Raw genomic sequence first — 18,900 nt, forward strand, 5'->3', positions numbered from 1 at the left:
GTGCGTTGTCCGGGGGAGACCACTGGAGGAGATGAGCCGGATGCCCCTGATCGTGCTGCTGGTGCTGTTCGTCGTGGAGGTGGCCGCGCTCGTCGCGGTGGGCACCTGGATCGGCGTGGGCTGGACCGTCCTGCTGTTCGTCGGCACGTCGGTGCTCGGTGGGTTCCTGCTGCGCAACCAGGGGCGTCGGACGCTGGCCGAGCTGCGCGAGGCGCAGGCCGCGCACCGGACGGGTGGCAAGGAGCTGGCCGACGGGGCGCTGGGCGGGATCGGGGCGCTGCTGATGGTGCTTCCCGGGCTCCTCACCGACGTCGTGGGACTGCTGCTGGTGCTGCCACCCACCCGGACGCTGGTGCGTCCGCTGCTCGGCGCGGCGGTCGCTCGCACGGTGCTCGTCGTGCCGCAGCGGTTCTCCGCGGCCGGCGGCGGCCGGTTCGGAGCAGGTCGGGTGGTCGAGGGTGAGGTCGTCGAGGGTGAGGTCGTCGAGGGTGAGGTCGTCGAGGGTGAGGTCGTCGAGGGTGAGGTCGTCGACACCGACGACCCGGCGGGACGCGGGCGGGGTCGCACCCCTCTGCAGCGGCCGACCGAGCCCTGATCCACACTCAGCCCCCATGAGCACCCGACTGCTGGTGGGCGGAGCGGTCTACACCCCCGCCGCCCCCGACGCGACAGCCATGGCCGTGACGGACGGGGTGGTGTCCTGGGTGGGGGAGGACGCGGTCGGCCGCGCCCTGCACCCCGGGGCCGAGGTGGTGGACCTGGGCGGTCGGTTCGTGGCCCCGGCCTTCGTCGACACCCACGTGCACGCCACGTCCGCCGGTCTCGCCCTGCTGGGGCTCGACCTCTCGGGCGCGGGCAGCCTGCGGGAGTGCCTGGACCTGGTGCGCGCTCGCGCCGCGGAGGACCCCCGGGGGATTCTCTGGGGTCACGGCTGGGACGACTCCCGGTGGCCGGAGAACCGGCCACCCACCCGGGCCGAGATCGACGAGTGCGCCCCGGGCCGCGCGGTGTACCTCAGCCGGATCGACGTGCACTCCGCGCTGGTCTCCACCGCGCTGGTGCACCGCGCGGCCGGCGTGACCGACGCGCCCGGCTGGTCGAGCGAGGGCCCGTTGAGCCAACAGGCCCACCACGTGGCCCGCGAGGCCGCCCGGGCCGCCCTGGCCCCCGACCAGCGGGGTCTCGCCCAGCGCGCCCTGCTCGACCACGCCGCCGCCCACGGGGTGGCGTGCGTCCACGAGTGCGGTGGAGCGGAGATCGCCGGGGTCGAGGACTTCCGCGAGCTCCTGGCCGGCGCGCACGCGGTCCAGGTCCGTGGCTACTGGGGCGAGGCCGTGACGACGGCGGAACAGGCCCGCGCCGTCCTGGCGGAGACAGGAGCGCACGGCCTCGGCGGGGACCTGTTCGTGGACGGCTCCCTGGGCTCACGCACCGCGTGGCTGACCGAGCCCTTCGCCGATGACCCGCACAGCGACCACAACACCGGTGCCCGCTACCTCGAGGTCGACGCCATCGCCGCCCACCTGCGGGCCTGCACCCAGGCCGGGGTGCAGGGCGGGTTCCACGTCATCGGCGACGGCGGGGTGGCGGCGGTGGTCGAGGCGTTCGGCCGCGTGGTCGCCGAGCTCGGTGGCCCCGCCGTGGCCAGCCGCGGGCACCGCCTGGAGCACCTGGAGATGGTCGACGCCGCGCAGGCCGCGCTGCTCGGGGGATGGGGGGTGCTCGCGAGCCTGCAGCCGGTGTTCGACGAGCTGTGGGGGGGCACCGACGGGGTGTACGCGCAACGCCTCGGACCCGTGCGCGGACCGTTGCTCAACCCGCTGGCCACCCTCGCCGCCGCCGGGGTGGGCCTCGCCATCGGCTCCGACGTCCCGGTGACCCCGCTGGATCCCTGGGCCGCGGTGCGGGCCGCGACGGCGCACCGCACACCGGGGCAGAGCATCTCCCCGCGCGCTGCGTTCACCGCGGCCACCCGCGGGGCCTGGCGGGCCGGCGGCGAGCGGGACGGCGTGGCGGGCACCCTCGTCCCCGGCGCCCCGGCCACGTACGCCGTGTGGGAGGTCGAGCACCTCGTGGTGAGCGCGCCGAGCGACTCCGTGCAGCGGTGGTCCCTCGATCCTCGCTCGGGGGTGCCCGCGCTGCCGGACCTCGCCCCGGGGGCCGTCCTGCCGCGCTGCGTGGAGACCGTGCGCGACGGGGCGTCGATCTTCACGGCCTGAGCTGTCCGTCCCCCGTGGTGGTCGCCATGACCGACCTCCCCGGCCTGCGGCCGTGGCGGATCCCCCTGCGGGTGCGGGACTCCGGCAAGACGCACCGCACCATCCCGCCCCCGGGCTCGGGCGGCGGCGTGCTCACGACGACGACCGTAGGCTCGGGGACGTCCCACCGTCACGTCCCCGGGAAGAGGTCTGCGTGCTGCTCGTCCGCTCCTGGGGGCGTCCGTCCTGGTCGACCGTGCTCCGATGCGTGTCCGCGGTCGTCGGTGGGCTTTTGCTGTGGGCGAGCTTCCCGCCCCGCCCGCTGTGGTTCCTGGCCCCGATCGGGATCGCCGTCATCGTCCTGGCCCTGCGCGGGCGGGGCCTGCGGGCCGGGTTCGGCTACGGGTACCTGGCCGGTCTCGGCTTCCTGGTGCCGTTGCTGCCGTGGGTGGGGGTGTACGTCGGGGCCGTGCCCTGGCTGGCGCTGGCCGCGGCGGAGTCGGTGGCCGTCGGGCTGTTCGGGATGGCCGTCACGCAGCTGTGGCGGGTGCCCGGGGCGCCCCTGTGGATGGCGGGCGCGTGGGTGGCCACCGAGGGACTGCGCTCCCGGGTCCCGTTCCACGGCTTCCCCTGGGGCCGCCTCGCCTTCGGCCAGTCCGACGGCGCGCTGCTGCCGCTGGCGAGCGTGGCGGGCTCCCCGGGGCTCACCTTCGCGGTGGCGGTCACCGGCACCTGCCTGGCTGCGCTGGTGGTCCACGCCCGGGCCCGCCGCCGGGTGCTGGCCGGTGCCGCCGTCGTCGGGGTGGTGGCCCCCCTCCTGCTCGGCCTCGCACTCGCCCCCGGTGTGCGGGCGACCAGCTCCAGCGCCACCACGGCCACCGTCGCCCTCATCCAGGGCAACGTCCCCCGTCTGGGCCTGGACTTCGCGGCCCAGCGGGAGGCGGTGCTGACCAACCACGTCAACCGCACGCTGCAGCTGGCCGACGACGTGGCCGCCGGGCGCGAGGCGAAGCCGGACCTGGTGATCTGGCCGGAGAACGCCTCGGACGTCGACCCGCTGCGCACCCCGGACGCCGCGGCCGCCATCACCCGTGCGGCGCGGGCCGTCGGGGTGCCGATCCTGGTGGGCGCGGTGCTGCGCAACGACGACGGGACCACGAGCAACACCGTCATCGTCTGGGACCCGGTCACCGGACCCGGTCAGCAGGCCGTGAAGCGGGTGCTCGTGCCCTTCGGCGAGTACCTGCCCTACCGCGACTTCTTCCGGCACTTCTCCTCCTACGCCGACCTGGCGGGCAACTTCGTCCCCGGCGACGGCAACGGCGTCGTCACCCTCAACGGCGTGCCGGTCGCCGTGGCCACCTGCTACGAGGTGGCCTTCGACTCCCTCGTCAACGAATCGGTGCGCGACGGGGCGCAGCTCATCACCGTGCCGACGAACAACGCCACCTTCGGACGCACGGAGATGACCTACCAGCAGCTCGCGATGTCGCAGGTCAGGGCGGTGGAGCACGGTCGGGCCGTCGTCGTCGCCGCCACCAGCGGGGTCAGCGCGATCGTGGCGCCGGACGGCACCGTCGAGCAGCAGACGCAGATCTTCACCCCGGCCGCGCTCGTCGGTCGGGTTCCGCTGCGCACCTCCACTACGCTGGCGACCCGGCTCGGAGCGGGCCCCGAGATCGCGCTGAGCGGCCTCGCCGTGGCGGCGCTCGGGGCCGGTCTGCTGCGCACTCGCAGCAGTCGGGAGACGACGGAGTCGGCGGAGGCCGCTGACGAGGAGGAGATCCATGACGGAGCAGGCGTCCGGGGCTGACGGCTCGCAGGAGCAGCGCAGCGTGCTCGTCATCATCCCCACGTTCAACGAGCGCGAGAACCTGCCGCTCATCGTGGCCCGCCTCCGGGCGGCCGTTCCCGACGCGCACGCCCTGGTGGTCGACGACGGAAGCCCGGACGGCACGGGCGCGATCGCGGACTCGCTCGCCGAGGCCGACGAGCGGGTGCACGTGCTGCACCGCACGGAGAAGGCCGGCCTGGGCGCGGCCTACATCGCCGGGTTCCGCTGGGCCCTGGAGCGCGGGTACGGCGTGGTGGTCGAGATGGACGCCGACGGCAGCCACGCCCCGGAGCAGCTCCCGCGGCTGCTCGGCCGCATCGAGGCCGGCGCGGACCTGGTGCTCGGCTCGCGCTACGTGCCCGGTGGGAGCGTCGTGAACTGGCCCAAGCGCCGGGAGGTGCTCTCGCGCGGGGGCAACATCTACTCCCGCCTGGCCCTGGGCGTGAAGCTCAACGACATCACCGGCGGCTACCGGGCCTACCGCCGGGAGGTGCTCGAGGCGCTGCCCCTGGACGCCGTGGCGTCGCAGGGCTACTGCTTCCAGGTGGACCTGGCCTGGCGCTCCGTCCAGCAGGGTTTCACGGTGGTCGAGGTGCCGATCACCTTCACCGAGCGCGAGATCGGCGAGTCGAAGATGAGCGGCGGCATCGTCCGCGAGGCGCTGCTGCTGGTCACCAAGTGGGGCGTGCGCAACCGGGTCAACGCCCTCCGCGGCCGCCGTTGAGCCCTCTCGCACCGGTAGCGGGCCGCCTGCGCTCCGCGACGGGCGGGAGCAGCAGGCAGCCCGCTGTTCGCAGGGGTCGAGAGGGTTTCAGGAGGCCTTGCGGCGTGCCTTGAGCAGCTCGAGGCGCTCGTTGAGAAGCTCCTCCAGCTCGTCGGTGGAGCGACGCTCGAGAAGCATGTCCCAGTGCGTCCGCGCCGGCTTCACCTTCTTGGCCTCGGGTGCGACGCCGTCGAGCAGCGCGGACTCACGGCCGTGCAGGCGGCACTCCCAGGTGCCGGGGAACTCGGCGTCGTCGGCGAACGGCACCTCGAAGGTGTGACCCTTCGGGCACTCGTACCGCGCCGCCTGGCGCGGGGCCAGGTCGTGGTCGCGGTCGGTCTCGTAGCTCACCGCTCCGAGCCGGCTGCCCCGCAGGACTCGATCGGCCATGGTGGTGTCCTCTCCTGAAGTCGAGCTCGTGCACCCACGACGTGTGCGCGGGTGCGCATTCGTTCCTGTGCTGGTCAACGACGCGACCGGGCTGGACGTTCCCCCGTCACCCGGTGTTCGGCTGCGCGGGTGAGCAGGTTCACCCCAGGGGTAACTGGTCCTGCTCCTCGACGACGGGGCCCAGGTCGCCGAGACGGTGGTGACGGCGACAGAGCACCTGGTAGCGGACCTCGGGAGCTGATCCCGCCGCCTCCACGCGGGCCGTGTCCGCCACCACCACCGTGTCACCGCTGCGCGCAACCCGCCCGTCGACCACCCGGGCGTTGAACCTCCCCTCGAGGCCGCACCAGCAGAGCACCTGCACCTGGACGGGCACCACCTCGTCGGCCAGCTCCACCAGCCGCTGCGCCCCGGGGAAGAGCTGGCCGCGGAAGTCGGTGGCGATGCCGAAGCAGAACACGTCCACCTGGGAGTCGTCCGCGAGCTCGGCGAGCTGCTCCACCTGGGCGGGGGAGAGGAACTGGGCCTCGTCGACCACGAGGTAGTCCACCCGGCACCCGCTGGACCAGCGGTCCCGCACGAGGGTGCGCAGGTCCGCGGCGGCGTCGACCTCCACGGCGTCCCGGACGATGCCGATGCGGCTGGAGATCTGCGGGGCGCCGGAGCGGTCGTGCCGGGTCAGCAGCATCCCTCGGCGGCCCTGCCGGGTCTGGTTGTGGTCGATCTGCAGCGCGAGGGTGGACTTGCCGCAGTCCATCGGCCCGTGGAAGAAGCGCACGTGCCCGGCGACGGGGCGGGCCCGCCGGGAACCCGCGGCCGGCACCGAGGACAGCGCGTCGGTCGGGTCGGTGCTCACCCGCCCATCCTGGCGCAGGCGCCCGGAGCACCCAAACGACGCGACCTGGGGACGCCGGGCGCGCGAGGCCCCCAGGGTGGACGCGCCGCGACGTCGGGGTGCACGACCCGCGGGCAGCGGGCTCGACGCGGGGTGTTGGTCACGGAGCTTCGCTAGGCGCCGTGACGTCGCTCCCCGCGGACCTCGAGCACCTCCTGCAGCACGTCCGGGGCGTCGGTGATGATCCCGTCCACACCCAGGTCGAGCAGCCGGACCATGCTCGTGCGGTCGTCGACGGTCCACACGTGCACCTCCCGGCCGCCGCGGTGGGCCTCGTGCACCAGGCGCCGGTCGACCAGCCGCACCCCGGGGACGCCGACGGGTACCTGGACGACGTCGCCGCGCGGCAGGCCCGTGGCGGGCAGCGCCACCGGCAGCACCGATCGCGCCCGGAGCGCCGCCACCGAGCGCGGCCCCAGCGCGGTGAGCAGCCGTCGCCCGGCCAGCCGGCGCACCCGTTCCAGGCGGGACTCCGAGAACGAGGCCAGGCAGACGCGGTGCCAGGCGTCGGTGGCCTCCAGGACGGCCAGCACGGGCAGCACGGCGGCGTCGGTCTTGAGGTCGAGGTTCAGCCGCACCCCCGGCAGGGCGGTGAGCACCTCCCGCAGGGTGGGCACCGGCTCCCGCCCGCCGACGAGAACCTCACCGACCTCGCGCAGCGTCAACCGGCCCACCGCGCCCTCGGACGTGGTGGTGCGGCCGAGGGTGAGGTCGTGGTGCAGCACCACGTGGCCGTCGGCGGTGGCCTGCGCGTCGGTCTCCACGTAGGCGTAGCCCTCGGCCACGGCACGGGTGAACGCCACCAGGGTGTTCTCCAGCCCGGCCGTCCCGCCGGTGTGCCAGCCGCGGTGGGCCATGGCGCGCGGGTGCGGCCCGGCGAGGAAGGGGTGCTGGGCCACGAGCCGTAGTCTGCCGCCCGTGGCCGGGCAGGGTGGTTCAGGGGCAGCAGCGCGCACGAGGCGGCCGGTCGCGTGCGCCTGGTGCGGGCGCGAGGTGTTGGACACCCCGATGGGCCGTCGGCGCCGCTACTGCAAGCAGTCGTGCCGCCAGCGCGCCTACGAGCAGCGGCAGTCGCTCGTCGGGACGGCCGTGCCCACCGACGCCCTGGTGCTGACCCCGGAGGAGGCGAGCGCGCTGGCCGACCGTGCGTTCGCCCTGCGCTGCGCAGCGGAGGACGTGGCGACCGCCGTGGCGGACGGGGCGGACGCCGACGAGCTCGGTCCGCTGTGCGCGGAGCTGGTGGCACTGGCCCGGGCGGCCGAGCGCGTCCGCTGAGCCCGGGTCGGCCCCGCCTCACGCGGGCGCTCCAGGCACGTCTGCGGGCACCTTCCGCGGGCGGGCCGAGCGGCACGTTCCGCGGGCACGACGTCATCGGGCGAGGCGCATCGGCGTGTCGCGCTCTGGTGCACGTGTGACAGGCGCACACTGAAGGTTTGGCTGAGCCTCTTGTGGCAGGTGGGGCTCGTGTGCCACGGTGCCCGGGTGAACCGCACCCTCCCTCGCCGTGTCGCCGCTGGCCTGCTTACCCTCGGAACAGTCGTCGGGGTCTCGGTGGGGGTGGGGACGCCTGCCGCGTCTGCCGACCCGTCCTCCGCCCAGTGGGCGCAGGTGCGCCAGTGCGAGTCCAGCGGGATCTACTCCATCAACACCGGCAACGGGTACTACGGCGCCTACCAGTTCAACCAGGCCACCTGGAGCAGCGTCGGCGGCAGCGGCCGACCCGACCAGGCCTCCCCGGCCGAGCAGGACTACCGGGCCCTCTACCTGTACCGCATGCGCGGGTGGCAGCCGTGGACCTGCGCCCAGGGCCTCACCAGCGACGGCGACGCCCGCAGCGGCCGGGTGCCGACCTACGCCGAGGCGGCCTACATCGGGGGTGGCGGAGGCGTTCCGGCACCGACCCCGCCGCCGGCACCGACCCCGCCGCCGGCACCGACCCCGCCGCCGGCCTCGAGCATCCCGGCGTGGCCTGGGAGCACCTACACCTACGGTGACTGCGCGCCGGCCCTGCGCACCTGGCAGCTGCAGATGAACCGCTACGGCTACGGCTTCCAGGGCACCGGGTGCTACTACGACAAGACACGTGCGGCCGTGCTCGACCTTCAGCGCGCCAACGGCATCAGGGACTCGGGGATCCTCGGACCCAAGACGTGGGCAGCGGCCTACTCGGGTGTCGCGCCGCGCTGATCGGTCGGGCTGGCGGCAGGCCGGTCGGCGCGCCACCGGCTCCACAGCCCCGGCGCCACCGCGATGAGGACCACGACGACGACGCCCGCGACCACGCCCTGCCACACGTGCGGGAAGATCGCCCCACCCGCGATCCCGATCCCGCCGTAGAGCGCGGCCCACGCCGACGCGGCCACCACGTCGGCGGCGGCGAACACCGGCAGCGAGACGTGCAGGCCGATGCACGCCACCATGACCGGGATCCGTCCACCGGGGATGAGCCGCGACAGGGTCAGCACCGCCTTGCCGTGGTCCTCGATCTGGCTCTGTGCCCGGGCCAGGCGCTCCTCGCTGACGGGCAGGCGCAGCCGCTCCAGCAGCTGCTCGCCACCCCAGCTGGCGAGCTTGTACAGCGCGAGGTCACCCACCATCGCCGCGACCGCGGCGACCACGAGCACGGCGATGGTCGCGGGCACGCCCTCCCGCACGGCGAGCACCGCGGCCGCGCTCACGGCCGCCCCCGTGGGCAGGACGGGCAGCAGCGAGCCCAGGGCCACGATGCTGAACAGCCCGGGCAGCGTCGACGAGCTCGGCAGGCTCAGCGAGGACAGCTCGACGGCCAGCGGGCTCATCCCAGGACCTCGTCGAGGACCAGGGAGCCACCGGGGACGAGCTCCACCGCGCGCACCCCGCGCTCGGTCGCGCACCGGACGAACTCCGCCCCGGGCGGGGCGAACATCTCCGGGTGCAGCCGGTCGCAGCCCAGCGGCCACAGCGTGCCGAAGTGCACGGGCACGGCGAGGCGGGGCCGGAGCAGCTCCGCGGCCTCGGCGGCGCGGGCGGAGTCCATGTGTCCCGGTCCCAGGCTCGGGCCCCAGCCCCCCACCGGCAGCAGGGCCAGGTCGCAGTCCGGGGCCCAGCCGGCCATGTCGTCGGTCAGCGCGGTGTCGCCGGCGAAGTAGGTGCGGCGGCGCCCCTGGACGACGAACCCCAGGGCGGGGCAGTCCTGCCGTCCGCGGGGCAGCCTCCGTCCGTCGTGCACCGCAGGGACCACGTGCACGGTCAGCGCCCCCAGGGTCACCTCGTCACCGGGGGAGACCTCGATCAGGTGGTGGCCGGTGCGGGCGAGCCCGCGCACCCGCCGGGTCGCACCCCGCGGCAGGACCACCGGCACGTCGAACGGGATCCGCCGCAGCGAACCGACGTGCAGGTGGTCGGAGTGCAGGTGGGAGACGAGGACCCCGTCCACCCGCGCCGCCGACGCGGGCGGGGCGCTGCCGCGCCGCCGGTGCAGGTGCGCCACCCGGTCGGTGAGCACCGGATCGGTCAGCACGGTGGTGCCGGAGTCGGTGAGGGCGACGGTGCCGTGGCCCCACCACGTGACCCTGGCGGGCCCGGGGACAGCAGGGTTGTCGGACACGCCCCCTACTGTTCCAGGTGAGCGCGGGGAGGTGCGGTGCGGAGGTTCCGCGAGGGTGTGCGGGGGGTCGGGGAGTTCTGCGTGCTCTGGTTCAGCGCCGCACTCACCCTGGCCCTGCTGGCGGCCGCGCTACCGGGCTTCCAGCTGCAGAGCTCGGACGAGACGGGCATCTCCGAGCTTCTCGGCCGGGCCGTCCTGCTGGCCTGGGCGTTCGGGATCCTGAACGCGCTGCTGTGGCCGCTGCTGGTGCAGGCGCTGCTCCGGGTGTCGGCCCTGCTCGTGCTGGTGGCGCTGTTCGTGGTCAACGGTTCGCTGATGCTGCTGGCCCTGCGCGTCGTGCCCGAGGCCCGGGTGACCTACCTGCCGGACGCGCTGCTCATCTCGCTGGTCCTCTCCACGGTGACCTCGCTGGTGTCCGGGGCGATGGCCGCCCGCACCGACGACTCCTACCAGCTCATGCTCGTCCGCCGGTCCCGTCGGCGGATCCGCCGCAGCGGTGCGACCGTCGAGCACTCCACACCCGGACTGCTGTGCCTGCAGCTCGACGGGCTGGGTCACGAGGTGCTCCGGCGGGCCGTCGTCCGCGGCGACGTGCCGAACCTGGCCCGGCTGCTGCGCTGCGGCTCGCACCGCCTCCAGTGCTGGCACACCGACTGGAGCAGCCAGACCGGGGCGAGCCAGCTCGGCATCCTGCACGGTGACAACACCGAGGTACCGGCATTCCGGTGGTACGAGAAGGACACCGGCCGGGTGCTCGTCATGAGCAGCCCGTCGGACACCCACGAGGTGGAGGAGCGGATGGCGCAGCGGCACGGGCTGCTCGCCGACGACGGTGCGAGCCACGGCAACCTGTTCACCGGCGGCGCCGAGCACTCGACGCTGGTGGTGAGCACCTTCCGGCACTCGCGCGGGGTGCGGGGCAGAGCGGGGTACGGCTCGTACTTCGTGGATCCCTCCAACACGGTCCGCACGAGCCTGCGGCTGGTGGCCGAGGTGGTCCGCGAGGTGGTGCAGGGACTGCGCCAGCGCCGCCTGGACATCCGGCCCCGGGTGCGGCGCGGCGGGACGTACCCGTTCGTCCGTGCGTTCGCCACGGTGGTGGAGACCGACGTGGTGGTCGCGGCCGTGGCCGGTGCGCTGCTGGAGGGTCGCAGCATCATCTATGCCGACCTGGTCGGCTACGACGAGGTGGCGCACCACTCGGGGGTCGAGCGCCCGGAGACCATGGCCGTCCTGCGTCGCCTCGATGCCGAGATCGGCCTGCTGGTGAAGGTGGCCGCGCGCGCCGCACGGCGCTACGAGCTGGTGGTGCTCTCCGACCACGGGCAGAGCCAGGGCAAGCCGTTCCGTGCCCGCTACGGATCGTCGCTGGAGGACCTGGTGCGCCGGGGCTGCGCGCTGGACGGGTCCGGGCGCCCCACGCGCCGACCTCGCACCGAGGGCCGTGGCGCCGAGGCACGCGCTGCCTCCACGCGGGCGGTTCGGCCGCCGGCGCCACCCGTGGTGGCAGAGCACGAGCCCGTCGTGCTCTGCTCCGGCAACCTGGGCCTGGTCAGCTTCCCGGACCTCCCGGGCCGCGCGACGCTGGAGGCCATCGACGCGCTGCACCCCGGGCTCGTGGAGGACCTGCTGGCCCACGAGGGCATCGGGTTCGTCCTCGTCGCGCGCGAGCACGGTGGCAGCGTCGTCATCGGGCGCTCCGGCAGCGTGGTGCTGGCCACGGGCGCCGTGCACGGGACCGATCCGCTCGCCCCGTTCGGGCCCGGAGCGCTGGAGGTGGTGCGGCGGACCGACGCCTTCCCGCACGTCGCCGACCTCATGGTGAACAGCGCCTACTTCCCGGACACCGACGAGGTGAGCGCGTTCGAGGAGCAGGTGGGATCGCACGGCGGGCTCGGCGGACAGCAGAGCGTCGCGTTCCTGCTGCACCCCGCGCACCTGCCCCCGCCCGCGGCGCACCTGCAGGGCGCGGTGGCCGTGCACGACGTGCTGCGGGGGTGGCAGGACCACCTGCAGCACCCTGCTCCCGACAGCGTTCCCGCGCCGGAGAGCACAGCGGCCGCGGTGGCCCCCGCTGCGTCACGGCCCACCGCCGATCAGCCGGGCTGAGCTGCGCCGGACGCTGCTGCCAGACTCCCGGGCATGGCTTCCGTGCGATCCGGGTCCGTCGTCGTGGCGGGCCTGTGCTCGCCCCTGCTCAGCGCGGGCGACGACAGCGCCACCACCGCCGCGGTCATGGTGCACGGCAACCCCGGCTCGTCCCACGACTGGCGCGGGGTGCTGGCCGCGGTGGGGGAGCACACCCGGGCCCTCGCGATGGACATGCCGGGGTTCGGCCAGGCCGACAAGCCCCGCAGCTTCGACCACACCGTCGAGGGTTACGCCGCGCACCTCGAGGCGGCGCGGATCGAGCTCGGCGTGCAGCAGGTGCACCTGGTGCTGCACGACTTCGGCGGGCCCTGGGGCCTGGCCTGGGCCGCCGGGCACCCCGAGCTGGTGGCCAGCGTGACGCTGGTCAACACCGGCGTGCTGCAGGCCTACCGCTGGCACTGGCTCGCCCGGCTGTGGCAGACCCCGCGGCTCGGCGAGGCGTTCATGGCGCAGCAACCTCCTCGCTGGCTGTTCAGGGCCCTGCTCGACCACGGCTACGCCCGGAGGCCCCGGCCGCCCAGGCTGCCGCGGGCGTTCCTCGACCACATGGGCCACGACTTCGACGCCGACACCCGGCACGCCGTCCTGCGGCTGTACCGGGCCTCGGAGCACCTCACCGACCGCGCGCCGGAGCTGGTGGCCGCACTGAGCCGGATCGACTGCCCCGCCCTGGTCCTCTGGGGTGCCCGCGACCACTACATCGGAGCCGAGCAGGCGCTGCGCCAGCGCGCGGCGTTCCCCCGCGCGGAGGTCGTCGTGCTGCCGGGCTCCGGCCACTGGCCCATGGTCGACGACCCCGACGTGTGCGCCGGGCTCGTGAGCGACTTCGTCGCCGGTGCGTGAAGGTCGGGGACAGGTGCCCCCCTGCCACCGACGACCTCCACCGCCCCCGCGAGGGCCGGCGGGCGGCTGATCAGCCCGGTCGACGACGTGGCCGTGTGGACGATCCCCTGCGTGGTGGTCCGCGGCGGGTGCCGCAGGCAGCGCGTGGTGGCCCACCTGCTGGCGGGCGCCGTGGAGTGGGTCCGGTCCCGGCGGGTGCCGGCCGTCGAGGCGCACCCGTCGACACCGGCTCAGACGGGTGTCTCGGCGACCACGCCGAGCAGCTCCCGGTGCCGCACCCACCCGACCAGCACACCGGAGTCGTCGGCGATGCCGATGGCCACCTCACCGTCGTCGAGGCGACGCCACGCAGCGCCGACGTCGTCGGCGGGACCCATCGCCGACGACGCGAGGGTGATCGCCGCCAGGTCGACGGGTTCCTCGTCGGCCACGGCGTGCAGGAGGTCGTGGGCGGTCAGCATCCCGGCGTAGGCACCGTTCTCGTCGACCACCGGCAGGACTGCCTCACCGCTGGTGCGGAAGGCCCGCGCCACGTCGGAGACGGGCGAGGCGAGCGAGATCGCCGCCGGCGGCTCGGCCATCAGCTGCCCGACGGGACGGCGGCGCAGGGCAGCCACGGCCGGCTCGTCGATGTCGATCCCGCGCCGCAGCAGCTTGCGGGTGTAGACCGTGTCCGCCGACAGCAGGTGGCTGACCCCGGTGGCGAGGCTGATCGCGAGCATGAGCGGCAGGATGATCGCGTACTCCCCGGTCAGCTCGAACAGGATGATCACCGCCGTGATCGGCGCCCGGGCGGCCCCGGCGAACACCGCACCCATGCCGACCAGGGCGTAGGCGCCGACCGTCCCGATCGAACCGGGGGACACGCCCTGCACCGCCTCGCCGAACAGGGCACCGAGGGCGGCGCCGCAGAACAGGCTCGGCGCGAACACCCCGCCGGAACCGCCGATGCCGATGGTCAGGCTGCAGGCGACGATCTTGCCCACGAAGAGCACGGCGAGGAAGGCGATGGCGTAGCGCCCTCCCACGGCGTTGTCGAGCACGGGGTAGCCGACCCCGTACATCTCGGGCAGCGCGAGCAGCAGGCCACCGAGGAGCAGGCCACCGGCGGCCGGGCGCAGCCACTCCGGTCCGCGCCAGGCCCAGTCGCAGGCGTCCTCGATGGCGTAGAGCACGCGCGAGAACACGACGCCCGCCGCGCCGCCCAGGAGACCGAGGACGGCGAACAGGGGGTACTCGACGAAGTGCTCGACACGGAAGTCCGGGAGCACGAGGAACGCCGCGTCACCCAGGAGCGATCGGCTGATGACGCTGGCCACGACGGACGAGAGCACGACCATCCCGAACGCCTCGGCCGACCAGGCCCGCAGGATGAGCTCCATCGCGAAGAACACCCCGGCCAGGGGAGCGTTGAAGGTCGCCGCGATGCCGCCCGCCGCCCCGCACGCCACGAGCAGCCGCAGCCGTCGCTCGTCGAAGTGCAGCAGCTGCCCGACCGACGAGCCGAGCGCGGACCCGATCTGGACGATGGGCCCCTCCCGGCCGACCGAGCCGCCGCTGCCGATGCACAGCGCCGAGGCGAGGCTCTTGACCAGGGCGACCTGCGGCCTGATCCGGCCGTGGTTGCGGGCCACCGCCACCATCACCTCGGGAACACCGTGGCCCCGCGCCTCCGGGGCGAAGCGCTGCACCAGCGGCCCGTAGACGAGTCCGGCGACGACCGGCGTGAGCAGGACGAAGCCGGCGCCGAGCCAGGGCAGGTGCGGGTTGCCGACCCGCCCGAGACCGGCGTAGTCCGCGTGTCCGGAGAACAGGCGGGTGAGACCCACGATCAGCTCGCGGAAGACCACCGCGCCCAGTCCCGCCCCGGCTCCGATGAGCACCGCCACAGCGAGCAGCCCACCCTGCTGGCGGTGACCGGTGGTCATCTGGAAGCGGGGGGCACCTATCATTTGCACTGTGCAACCATAACCCTATGCACAATGAACCGGTGACACACCGACCTGCGGACGATCCCGGTGCCCTCGACGAGCTGGTCGACGCGGTGCTGGTGTCCTCCCGAGAGCTCGTCGCGGTGTCGGCCCGGTCGATCGCCGGCGTCCGGGGGGTGACGCTCCCGCAGTACCGCATGCTCGTCGTCCTGGACCGGGGCTCGTTGAACCTCAGCGGTCTCGCCAGCGAGCTCGACGTCGCCCCGTCCACGGCCATGCGCATGGTCGACCGCCTGGTCGTCCAGGGCCTGGTGGTCCGCGAGGTGCACCCGGAGGACAGGCGGCAGACCTGGTTGGTGCTGACCGCCGCCGGACGGAGCACGGTGAACAGCGTGATGGAGCGTCGTCGCCGCGACCTGCGCGCGGTGCTCGCCCGGGTGTCCGCCGACGAGCGGCAGTCGGTGCTCGACGGGATGACGGCGTTCGCGACGGCCGCCGACAGCCTCTGGTCGTCAGCGCCCGGCCCGTGAACGGCGGCCCCGCTGGGAACCGCCGTTTCGCCACAGTGACGAATAGTCACGGTGAGACTGCGACGACTGCCCAGCGTCGTGGGCGAGGTGGTCGTCGGGTTCACCCTTGACGGTCCAGCCGACTCGGCCCCGGCCGACAACGGGGCGACCGACGACGGGGTGACCGACGACAGACGGGACGAGCTGGTGGACCCGTACCGACTGGACCCGGGTGACGTTGGCAGAGCCCGACTGCGAGGTGCGGCGCGAGATCCCCACCACTCGCCAGGATCCCCTCTTCTCCTCGTGTGCCGATAAGCGACATTATGTCATTTCACGCTTCGACGGTGCGCTCGGGCCCCCGGTCAGCCCGAGGCGAGGTGCGCGAGCAGGTTCTTCGCGAACGCGACGCCCATGCCGTCCACCACCCGCTGCATCGAGGCCTCCACCGCCCGCCTCGACAGGCGCGGCAGCGGCAGCTCGACGCCGATCGTCAGGCTCGTGGCGAGGTGCACCCCGGACCGGCGCGGGGGCGGTTCGGTCAGGACGTACCAGCCCGTGACGGTCGCGCGCTCGGACCGCCCCGGTGGCGGAGCCGGAGTGATGTCGATGCGCTCCTGCGGCCGGAAGGCCATCGTCACCGTGAACGACGGGGACAGCGAGGCACCGAGCACGTCGATGCCCCCCAGCTGCCAGCGCCAGAGGTCTCCCCCGAGGTCGGTGATCGAGCGCACGAGCGGCGTGAGACCCGCGACCACGTCGGGATCGGTCAGGACGGTCCACACCTGCTCGCGCGTCGCGTCGACGACTGCGCTGGCCGTCGCCGTGCGGGTGAAGGTGCTCAGGACGCCAGCGCCGCGTCGATGTCCGCGGTGATCTTGTCGGGCTTGGTCGTCGGGGCGTAGCGGTCGATGACCTCGCCGTCACGGCCGAGGAGGTACTTGGTGAAGTTCCACTTGATCTTCGAGCCGACCAGGCCGCCCTTCTCCCCCTTGAGCCACTGGTAGAGGGGGTGCGTACCGCTGCCGTTGACCTCGATCTTGGAGAACAGCGGGAACGTCACGCCGAAGTTCTTCTCGCAGAACGCCCCGATGTCGGCGTCGCTGCCCGGCTCCTGGTGGCCGAACTGGTCGCACGGGAAGCCCAGGACCGTGAACCCCTTGTCCGCGTAGGTGTCCTGCAGCTCCTGCAGGCCCTTGTACTGGGGCGTGAAGCCGCACTGCGAGGCGGTGTTGACCACGAGCACCACCTTCCCGGCGTAGTCGGCGAGGGTGACGTCCTCGCCGGTGATCGAGGTCGCGGAGAAGTCCTTCAGGGTGGTCATGGCGTCATCGTGCCAGGATCGCCGCATGATCGAGCTGCGCACGCCGCCGGGGCGGGCCGCCGCCGTGACCGGCTGAGCGTGTCCGCTCCCCCGCCGCCGGCCGCCGCGCAGGGCCGCAGGCAGGCGATCGTGCGGCTCAGCGCCCTGGTGGCCACCCTCGTCGTCGTGGCCGTGCTGCTGCTGCTCGTCGTGCCGGTGAGCACCGGCGGCGTGACCAGCACCGTGGAGCGGTTCGGTCCGGTGGCCCCGGTCGTCTACGTGCTCATCTCGACCGTCCTCGCGCTCGGGTTCGTCCCCGGCCCGCTGCTGGCGGGGGTCAGCGGTGCGCTGTTCGGCACGGGGCTCGGGCTGGTGGTGTCCCTGGCCGGCTCCGTGCTCACGTCGGTGGTGGCGCTGCTGATCAGCCGCCGGGCGGGCGCGGGAGCGGTGCGGACGGTCTCCGGTCCCCGGGCCCTGGCCCTGGCAGAGCTCGCGCAGCGGCGCGGGCTGCTCGTGGTGGTGCTGCAGCGCTGGATCCCGGGCATCCCCGACGCACCCTTCTCCTACCTGTTCGGCAGCCTCGGGGTGTCCGTGCCCGCCATGGCCCTGGGCAGCCTCGTCGGCTCCGCCCCCCGGGCGTTCGCCTACACCGCTCTCGGTCGGGCCGCCGCCGACGGCGACGGCCGGCTCGCGGTGGTGGCCACGGTGGTCGGGGTCGGGGGTTCGCTGGTGGGGCTCGGGGTCGGCGCCGTCGTGCTGCAGCGGCACCGCAGGCGCACTCCCGGCCCGTCCGGACTGTCCGTCAGGCGAACGCATCCACCCCGGTGAGCTCGGCCGACAAGGCCCACAGCCGGGCCGCCTGCTGGGGATCGGTGGCCCACTCGCGCACCCCGTGGTCGGCCCCCTCGGTCCACGGCACCGCGATGTCCACGTCCTCGCAGAACACCCCGCCCATGCCGTCGAGCTGCGGAGAGGTCGCCGCCCACACCGCGGTGGCCGCACCTTGCTCCGGGGTCTTGAACCCCGGGTTCAGCGCGTTGCCGTCCTCGTCGATCCAGCCCAAGGCCACCTGCTCCGCCTTGGGCAGGTGCCGCTGCAGCGGGGTGAGGATGCCGCCGGGGTGCACGGAGAAGGCCCGCACCCCGGACGCCTGGCCGACGGCGTCGAGGTGCACCGCGAACAGGGCGTTGGCCGTCTTGGCCTGGCCGTAGGCGTTCCACTTGTCGTAGCCCCGGGTCATCTGGACGTCGTCCCAGCGGATCCCCGAGCGACGGTGACCGGAGGAGGACACCGAGACCACCCGCACTCCTCCCCCGGCGGTGATCGCGGGCCAGAGACGGTTCACCAGCGCGAAGTGGCCGAGGTGGTTGGTCGCGAACTGCGCCTCCCAGCCGGGGCCGACGCGGGTCTCCGGGCACGCCATGACCGCCGCGTTGTCGATCACGAGGTCCACGCTGCGACCCGAGGCGAGGAAGCGGTCGGCGAAGGACGCCACGCTGTCCAGGTCCGCGAGGTCCAGCTCGTCGACCTCCACCCGCTCCAGCCCGGCGAGCGCCTCGCGGGCGACGTCGGGGCGGCGCGCCGGGACGACGACCGTGGCTCCGGCGCCGACCAGGGCACGGGTGGTCTCCAGGCCCAGCCCGGAGTACCCGCCGGTGACGATCGCGAGCCGGCCGGCGAGGTCGATGCCCTCGAGCACCTCCGTCGCCGTCGTCCGGGCCCCGAACCCGCTGCCGATGTGCTGCTGTGCCGTCGTCATGGCACCGACGCTACGACCCGTACCACGCTGCAGGTCACGCGGGTCCCGGGGTTTCCTCCACCGCCGCGACGTGGTGTGCACCGCGCCACGGACGCGGTGACCGGGTCACGCCCCGGCGACGATCCCCCGCACCACCTGGCCGATCACCGCGGCCGAGTGCTGCGGCGTCCACCGCGGCTGCACCAGGTGGCTGAGCACCAGGCGCACGACGGTGTCCACGAGGTCGTGGCGCTGCCGCTGGTCCAGGCCGATGTCCGCCCACACCTCGTCGGCGAACCCCGAGAGCATCCGCACGGCACGCTCGAGGACGGGTTCGGGGCGGGTGGTGAGCAGGGGCAGCAGGCCTCCCCCGTCCGCGCTGTTCCCGGCGCCGACGATGGCCTGGATCAGCTCGTTGGTCTCGGCGTGCTCGAGCGCCACGACGGTGGCCGCGGTGATGCCGGCGACGACGTCCACCCCGTGCAGCAGCAGCTGCTCGGCCACCAGCGCGAGGAAGCGATCGGTCTCGCGGACCACCAGCGCCTCGGCGAGCCCGTCCTTGGTGCCGAGCTCGTTGTAGACGGTCTGCCGGCTCACCCCCACCACGGTGGCCACCCGGCCCATGGTGATGCTCGACCAGCCCTGCGTGGTGACCAGGTGGTAGGCCCCGTCGAGCAGTCGCTCCCGGGTGCTCGCGCCCTCCGCACCCCCCGCTCCCACCCCGGGATCCACCGTCATGTCGCCACCGTAACCGAGCAC

20 protein-coding genes are annotated in these 18,900 nt (G+C 74.0%); 10 read left to right on the forward strand and 10 right to left on the reverse strand.

Going from position 1 to position 18,900, the window contains the following annotated elements:
• Positions 1–31: 31 nt before the first annotated feature.
• The 4 genes from RHODO2019_RS08000 (at position 32) to RHODO2019_RS08015 (ending at position 4,756) form a co-directional block, all read left to right on the forward strand.
• Positions 32–595, forward strand: a complete 564-nt coding sequence (locus tag RHODO2019_RS08000; protein WP_265384437.1) for an FxsA family protein — start codon at positions 32–34, stop codon at positions 593–595.
• 16 nt (positions 596–611) lie between these two features.
• Positions 612–2,219, forward strand: coding sequence for an amidohydrolase (locus RHODO2019_RS08005; protein WP_265384438.1), 1,608 nt, complete (start codon positions 612–614; stop codon positions 2,217–2,219).
• Positions 2,220–2,466: 247 nt separating this feature from the next.
• Positions 2,467–4,011 carry an apolipoprotein N-acyltransferase gene (gene lnt, locus RHODO2019_RS08010; protein WP_265384439.1) on the forward strand — a complete coding sequence of 515 codons (1,545 nt, stop codon included), beginning with the start codon at positions 2,467–2,469 and terminating at the stop codon, positions 4,009–4,011.
• The gene (locus RHODO2019_RS08015; RefSeq protein WP_265384440.1) at positions 3,986–4,756 is read left to right on the forward strand and encodes a polyprenol monophosphomannose synthase; all 771 of its coding nucleotides are present in this window, start codon (positions 3,986–3,988) and stop codon (positions 4,754–4,756) included. Before lnt ends, RHODO2019_RS08015 begins: the two co-directional genes overlap by 26 nt.
• A gap of 87 nt (positions 4,757–4,843) precedes the next feature.
• Here the strand turns inward: RHODO2019_RS08015 and RHODO2019_RS08020 are convergent, their stop codons facing one another.
• The 3 genes from RHODO2019_RS08020 to RHODO2019_RS08030 form a co-directional block, all read right to left on the reverse strand.
• Complete coding sequence (locus RHODO2019_RS08020) at positions 4,844–5,185, reverse strand: RNA polymerase-binding protein RbpA (protein WP_265384441.1); 342 nt, start codon at positions 5,183–5,185, stop codon at positions 4,844–4,846.
• A gap of 139 nt (positions 5,186–5,324) precedes the next feature.
• The gene (locus tag RHODO2019_RS08025) at positions 5,325–6,041 is read right to left on the reverse strand and encodes a thymidine kinase (RefSeq protein ID WP_265384442.1); all 717 of its coding nucleotides are present in this window, start codon (positions 6,039–6,041) and stop codon (positions 5,325–5,327) included.
• 152 nt (positions 6,042–6,193) lie between these two features.
• Complete coding sequence (locus tag RHODO2019_RS08030) at positions 6,194–6,979, reverse strand: glycerophosphodiester phosphodiesterase family protein (RefSeq protein WP_265384443.1); 786 nt, start codon at positions 6,977–6,979, stop codon at positions 6,194–6,196.
• 109 nt (positions 6,980–7,088) lie between these two features.
• On the opposite strand from RHODO2019_RS08030, the gene RHODO2019_RS08035 reads away from it, so the two are divergent.
• Together RHODO2019_RS08035 and RHODO2019_RS19210 are read left to right on the forward strand one after the other, a co-directional pair.
• On the forward strand, positions 7,089–7,355 hold the full coding sequence (locus RHODO2019_RS08035) for a hypothetical protein (protein WP_265384682.1): 267 nt from the start codon (positions 7,089–7,091) through the stop codon (positions 7,353–7,355).
• A 207-nt stretch (positions 7,356–7,562) separates the two neighbouring features.
• Entirely contained in the window at positions 7,563–8,267 is a 705-nt protein-coding gene (locus RHODO2019_RS19210) for a transglycosylase family protein (protein WP_290428897.1), read from the forward strand.
• On the opposite strand, the gene RHODO2019_RS08050 is transcribed toward RHODO2019_RS19210, so the two are convergent.
• Entirely contained in the window at positions 8,243–8,878 is a 636-nt protein-coding gene (locus RHODO2019_RS08050) for a DedA family protein (RefSeq protein WP_265384444.1), read from the reverse strand. The genes RHODO2019_RS19210 and RHODO2019_RS08050 overlap by 25 nt on opposite strands.
• Entirely contained in the window at positions 8,875–9,666 is a 792-nt protein-coding gene (locus RHODO2019_RS08055) for an MBL fold metallo-hydrolase (RefSeq protein ID WP_265384445.1), read from the reverse strand. The genes RHODO2019_RS08050 and RHODO2019_RS08055 overlap by 4 nt, the downstream gene beginning before the upstream one ends.
• 36 nt (positions 9,667–9,702) lie before the next feature.
• Between RHODO2019_RS08055 and RHODO2019_RS08060 the strand changes: the two genes are divergently transcribed.
• Together RHODO2019_RS08060 and RHODO2019_RS08065 are read left to right on the forward strand one after the other, a co-directional pair.
• Entirely contained in the window at positions 9,703–11,775 is a 2,073-nt protein-coding gene (locus tag RHODO2019_RS08060) for a phage holin family protein (RefSeq protein WP_265384446.1), read from the forward strand.
• Between the two features lie 33 nt (positions 11,776–11,808).
• Positions 11,809–12,660 (forward strand): alpha/beta fold hydrolase, encoded by an 852-nt coding sequence (locus RHODO2019_RS08065; RefSeq protein WP_265384447.1) that lies wholly within the window; start codon positions 11,809–11,811, stop codon positions 12,658–12,660.
• Between the two features lie 230 nt (positions 12,661–12,890).
• On the opposite strand, the gene RHODO2019_RS08070 is transcribed toward RHODO2019_RS08065, so the two are convergent.
• Positions 12,891–14,588, reverse strand: a complete 1,698-nt coding sequence (locus RHODO2019_RS08070; protein ID WP_265384448.1) for a chloride channel protein — start codon at positions 14,586–14,588, stop codon at positions 12,891–12,893.
• Positions 14,589–14,650: 62 nt separating this feature from the next.
• Here RHODO2019_RS08070 and RHODO2019_RS08075 point away from each other — a divergent pair, with 62 nt between their 5' ends.
• Positions 14,651–15,121, forward strand: a complete 471-nt coding sequence (locus tag RHODO2019_RS08075) for a MarR family winged helix-turn-helix transcriptional regulator (RefSeq protein WP_265384449.1) — start codon at positions 14,651–14,653, stop codon at positions 15,119–15,121.
• Positions 15,122–15,465: 344 nt separating this feature from the next.
• On the opposite strand, the gene RHODO2019_RS08080 is transcribed toward RHODO2019_RS08075, so the two are convergent.
• Both RHODO2019_RS08080 and RHODO2019_RS08085 read right to left on the reverse strand, forming a co-directional pair.
• On the reverse strand, positions 15,466–15,885 hold the full coding sequence (locus RHODO2019_RS08080) for a hypothetical protein (protein ID WP_265384450.1): 420 nt from the start codon (positions 15,883–15,885) through the stop codon (positions 15,466–15,468).
• Between the two features lie 56 nt (positions 15,886–15,941).
• The gene (locus tag RHODO2019_RS08085) at positions 15,942–16,424 is read right to left on the reverse strand and encodes a glutathione peroxidase (RefSeq protein ID WP_265384451.1); all 483 of its coding nucleotides are present in this window, start codon (positions 16,422–16,424) and stop codon (positions 15,942–15,944) included.
• Positions 16,425–16,502: 78 nt separating this feature from the next.
• Between RHODO2019_RS08085 and RHODO2019_RS08090 the strand changes: the two genes are divergently transcribed.
• On the forward strand, positions 16,503–17,231 hold the full coding sequence (locus RHODO2019_RS08090; protein WP_265384452.1) for a TVP38/TMEM64 family protein: 729 nt from the start codon (positions 16,503–16,505) through the stop codon (positions 17,229–17,231).
• Here the strand turns inward: RHODO2019_RS08090 and RHODO2019_RS08095 are convergent.
• Positions 17,206–18,162 carry an SDR family NAD(P)-dependent oxidoreductase gene (locus tag RHODO2019_RS08095; RefSeq protein ID WP_265384453.1) on the reverse strand — a complete coding sequence of 319 codons (957 nt, stop codon included), beginning with the start codon at positions 18,160–18,162 and terminating at the stop codon, positions 17,206–17,208. The two genes, RHODO2019_RS08090 and RHODO2019_RS08095, sit on opposite strands and share 26 nt — an antisense overlap.
• 105 nt (positions 18,163–18,267) lie before the next feature.
• On the reverse strand, positions 18,268–18,879 hold the full coding sequence (locus RHODO2019_RS08100) for a TetR family transcriptional regulator (RefSeq protein ID WP_265384454.1): 612 nt from the start codon (positions 18,877–18,879) through the stop codon (positions 18,268–18,270).
• Positions 18,880–18,900: the final 21 nt, after the last annotated feature.

It is taken from the genome of Rhodococcus antarcticus (genome assembly GCF_026153295.1).
In the GTDB taxonomy this organism is placed as follows: domain Bacteria; phylum Actinomycetota; class Actinomycetes; order Mycobacteriales; family Mycobacteriaceae; genus Rhodococcus_D; species Rhodococcus_D antarcticus.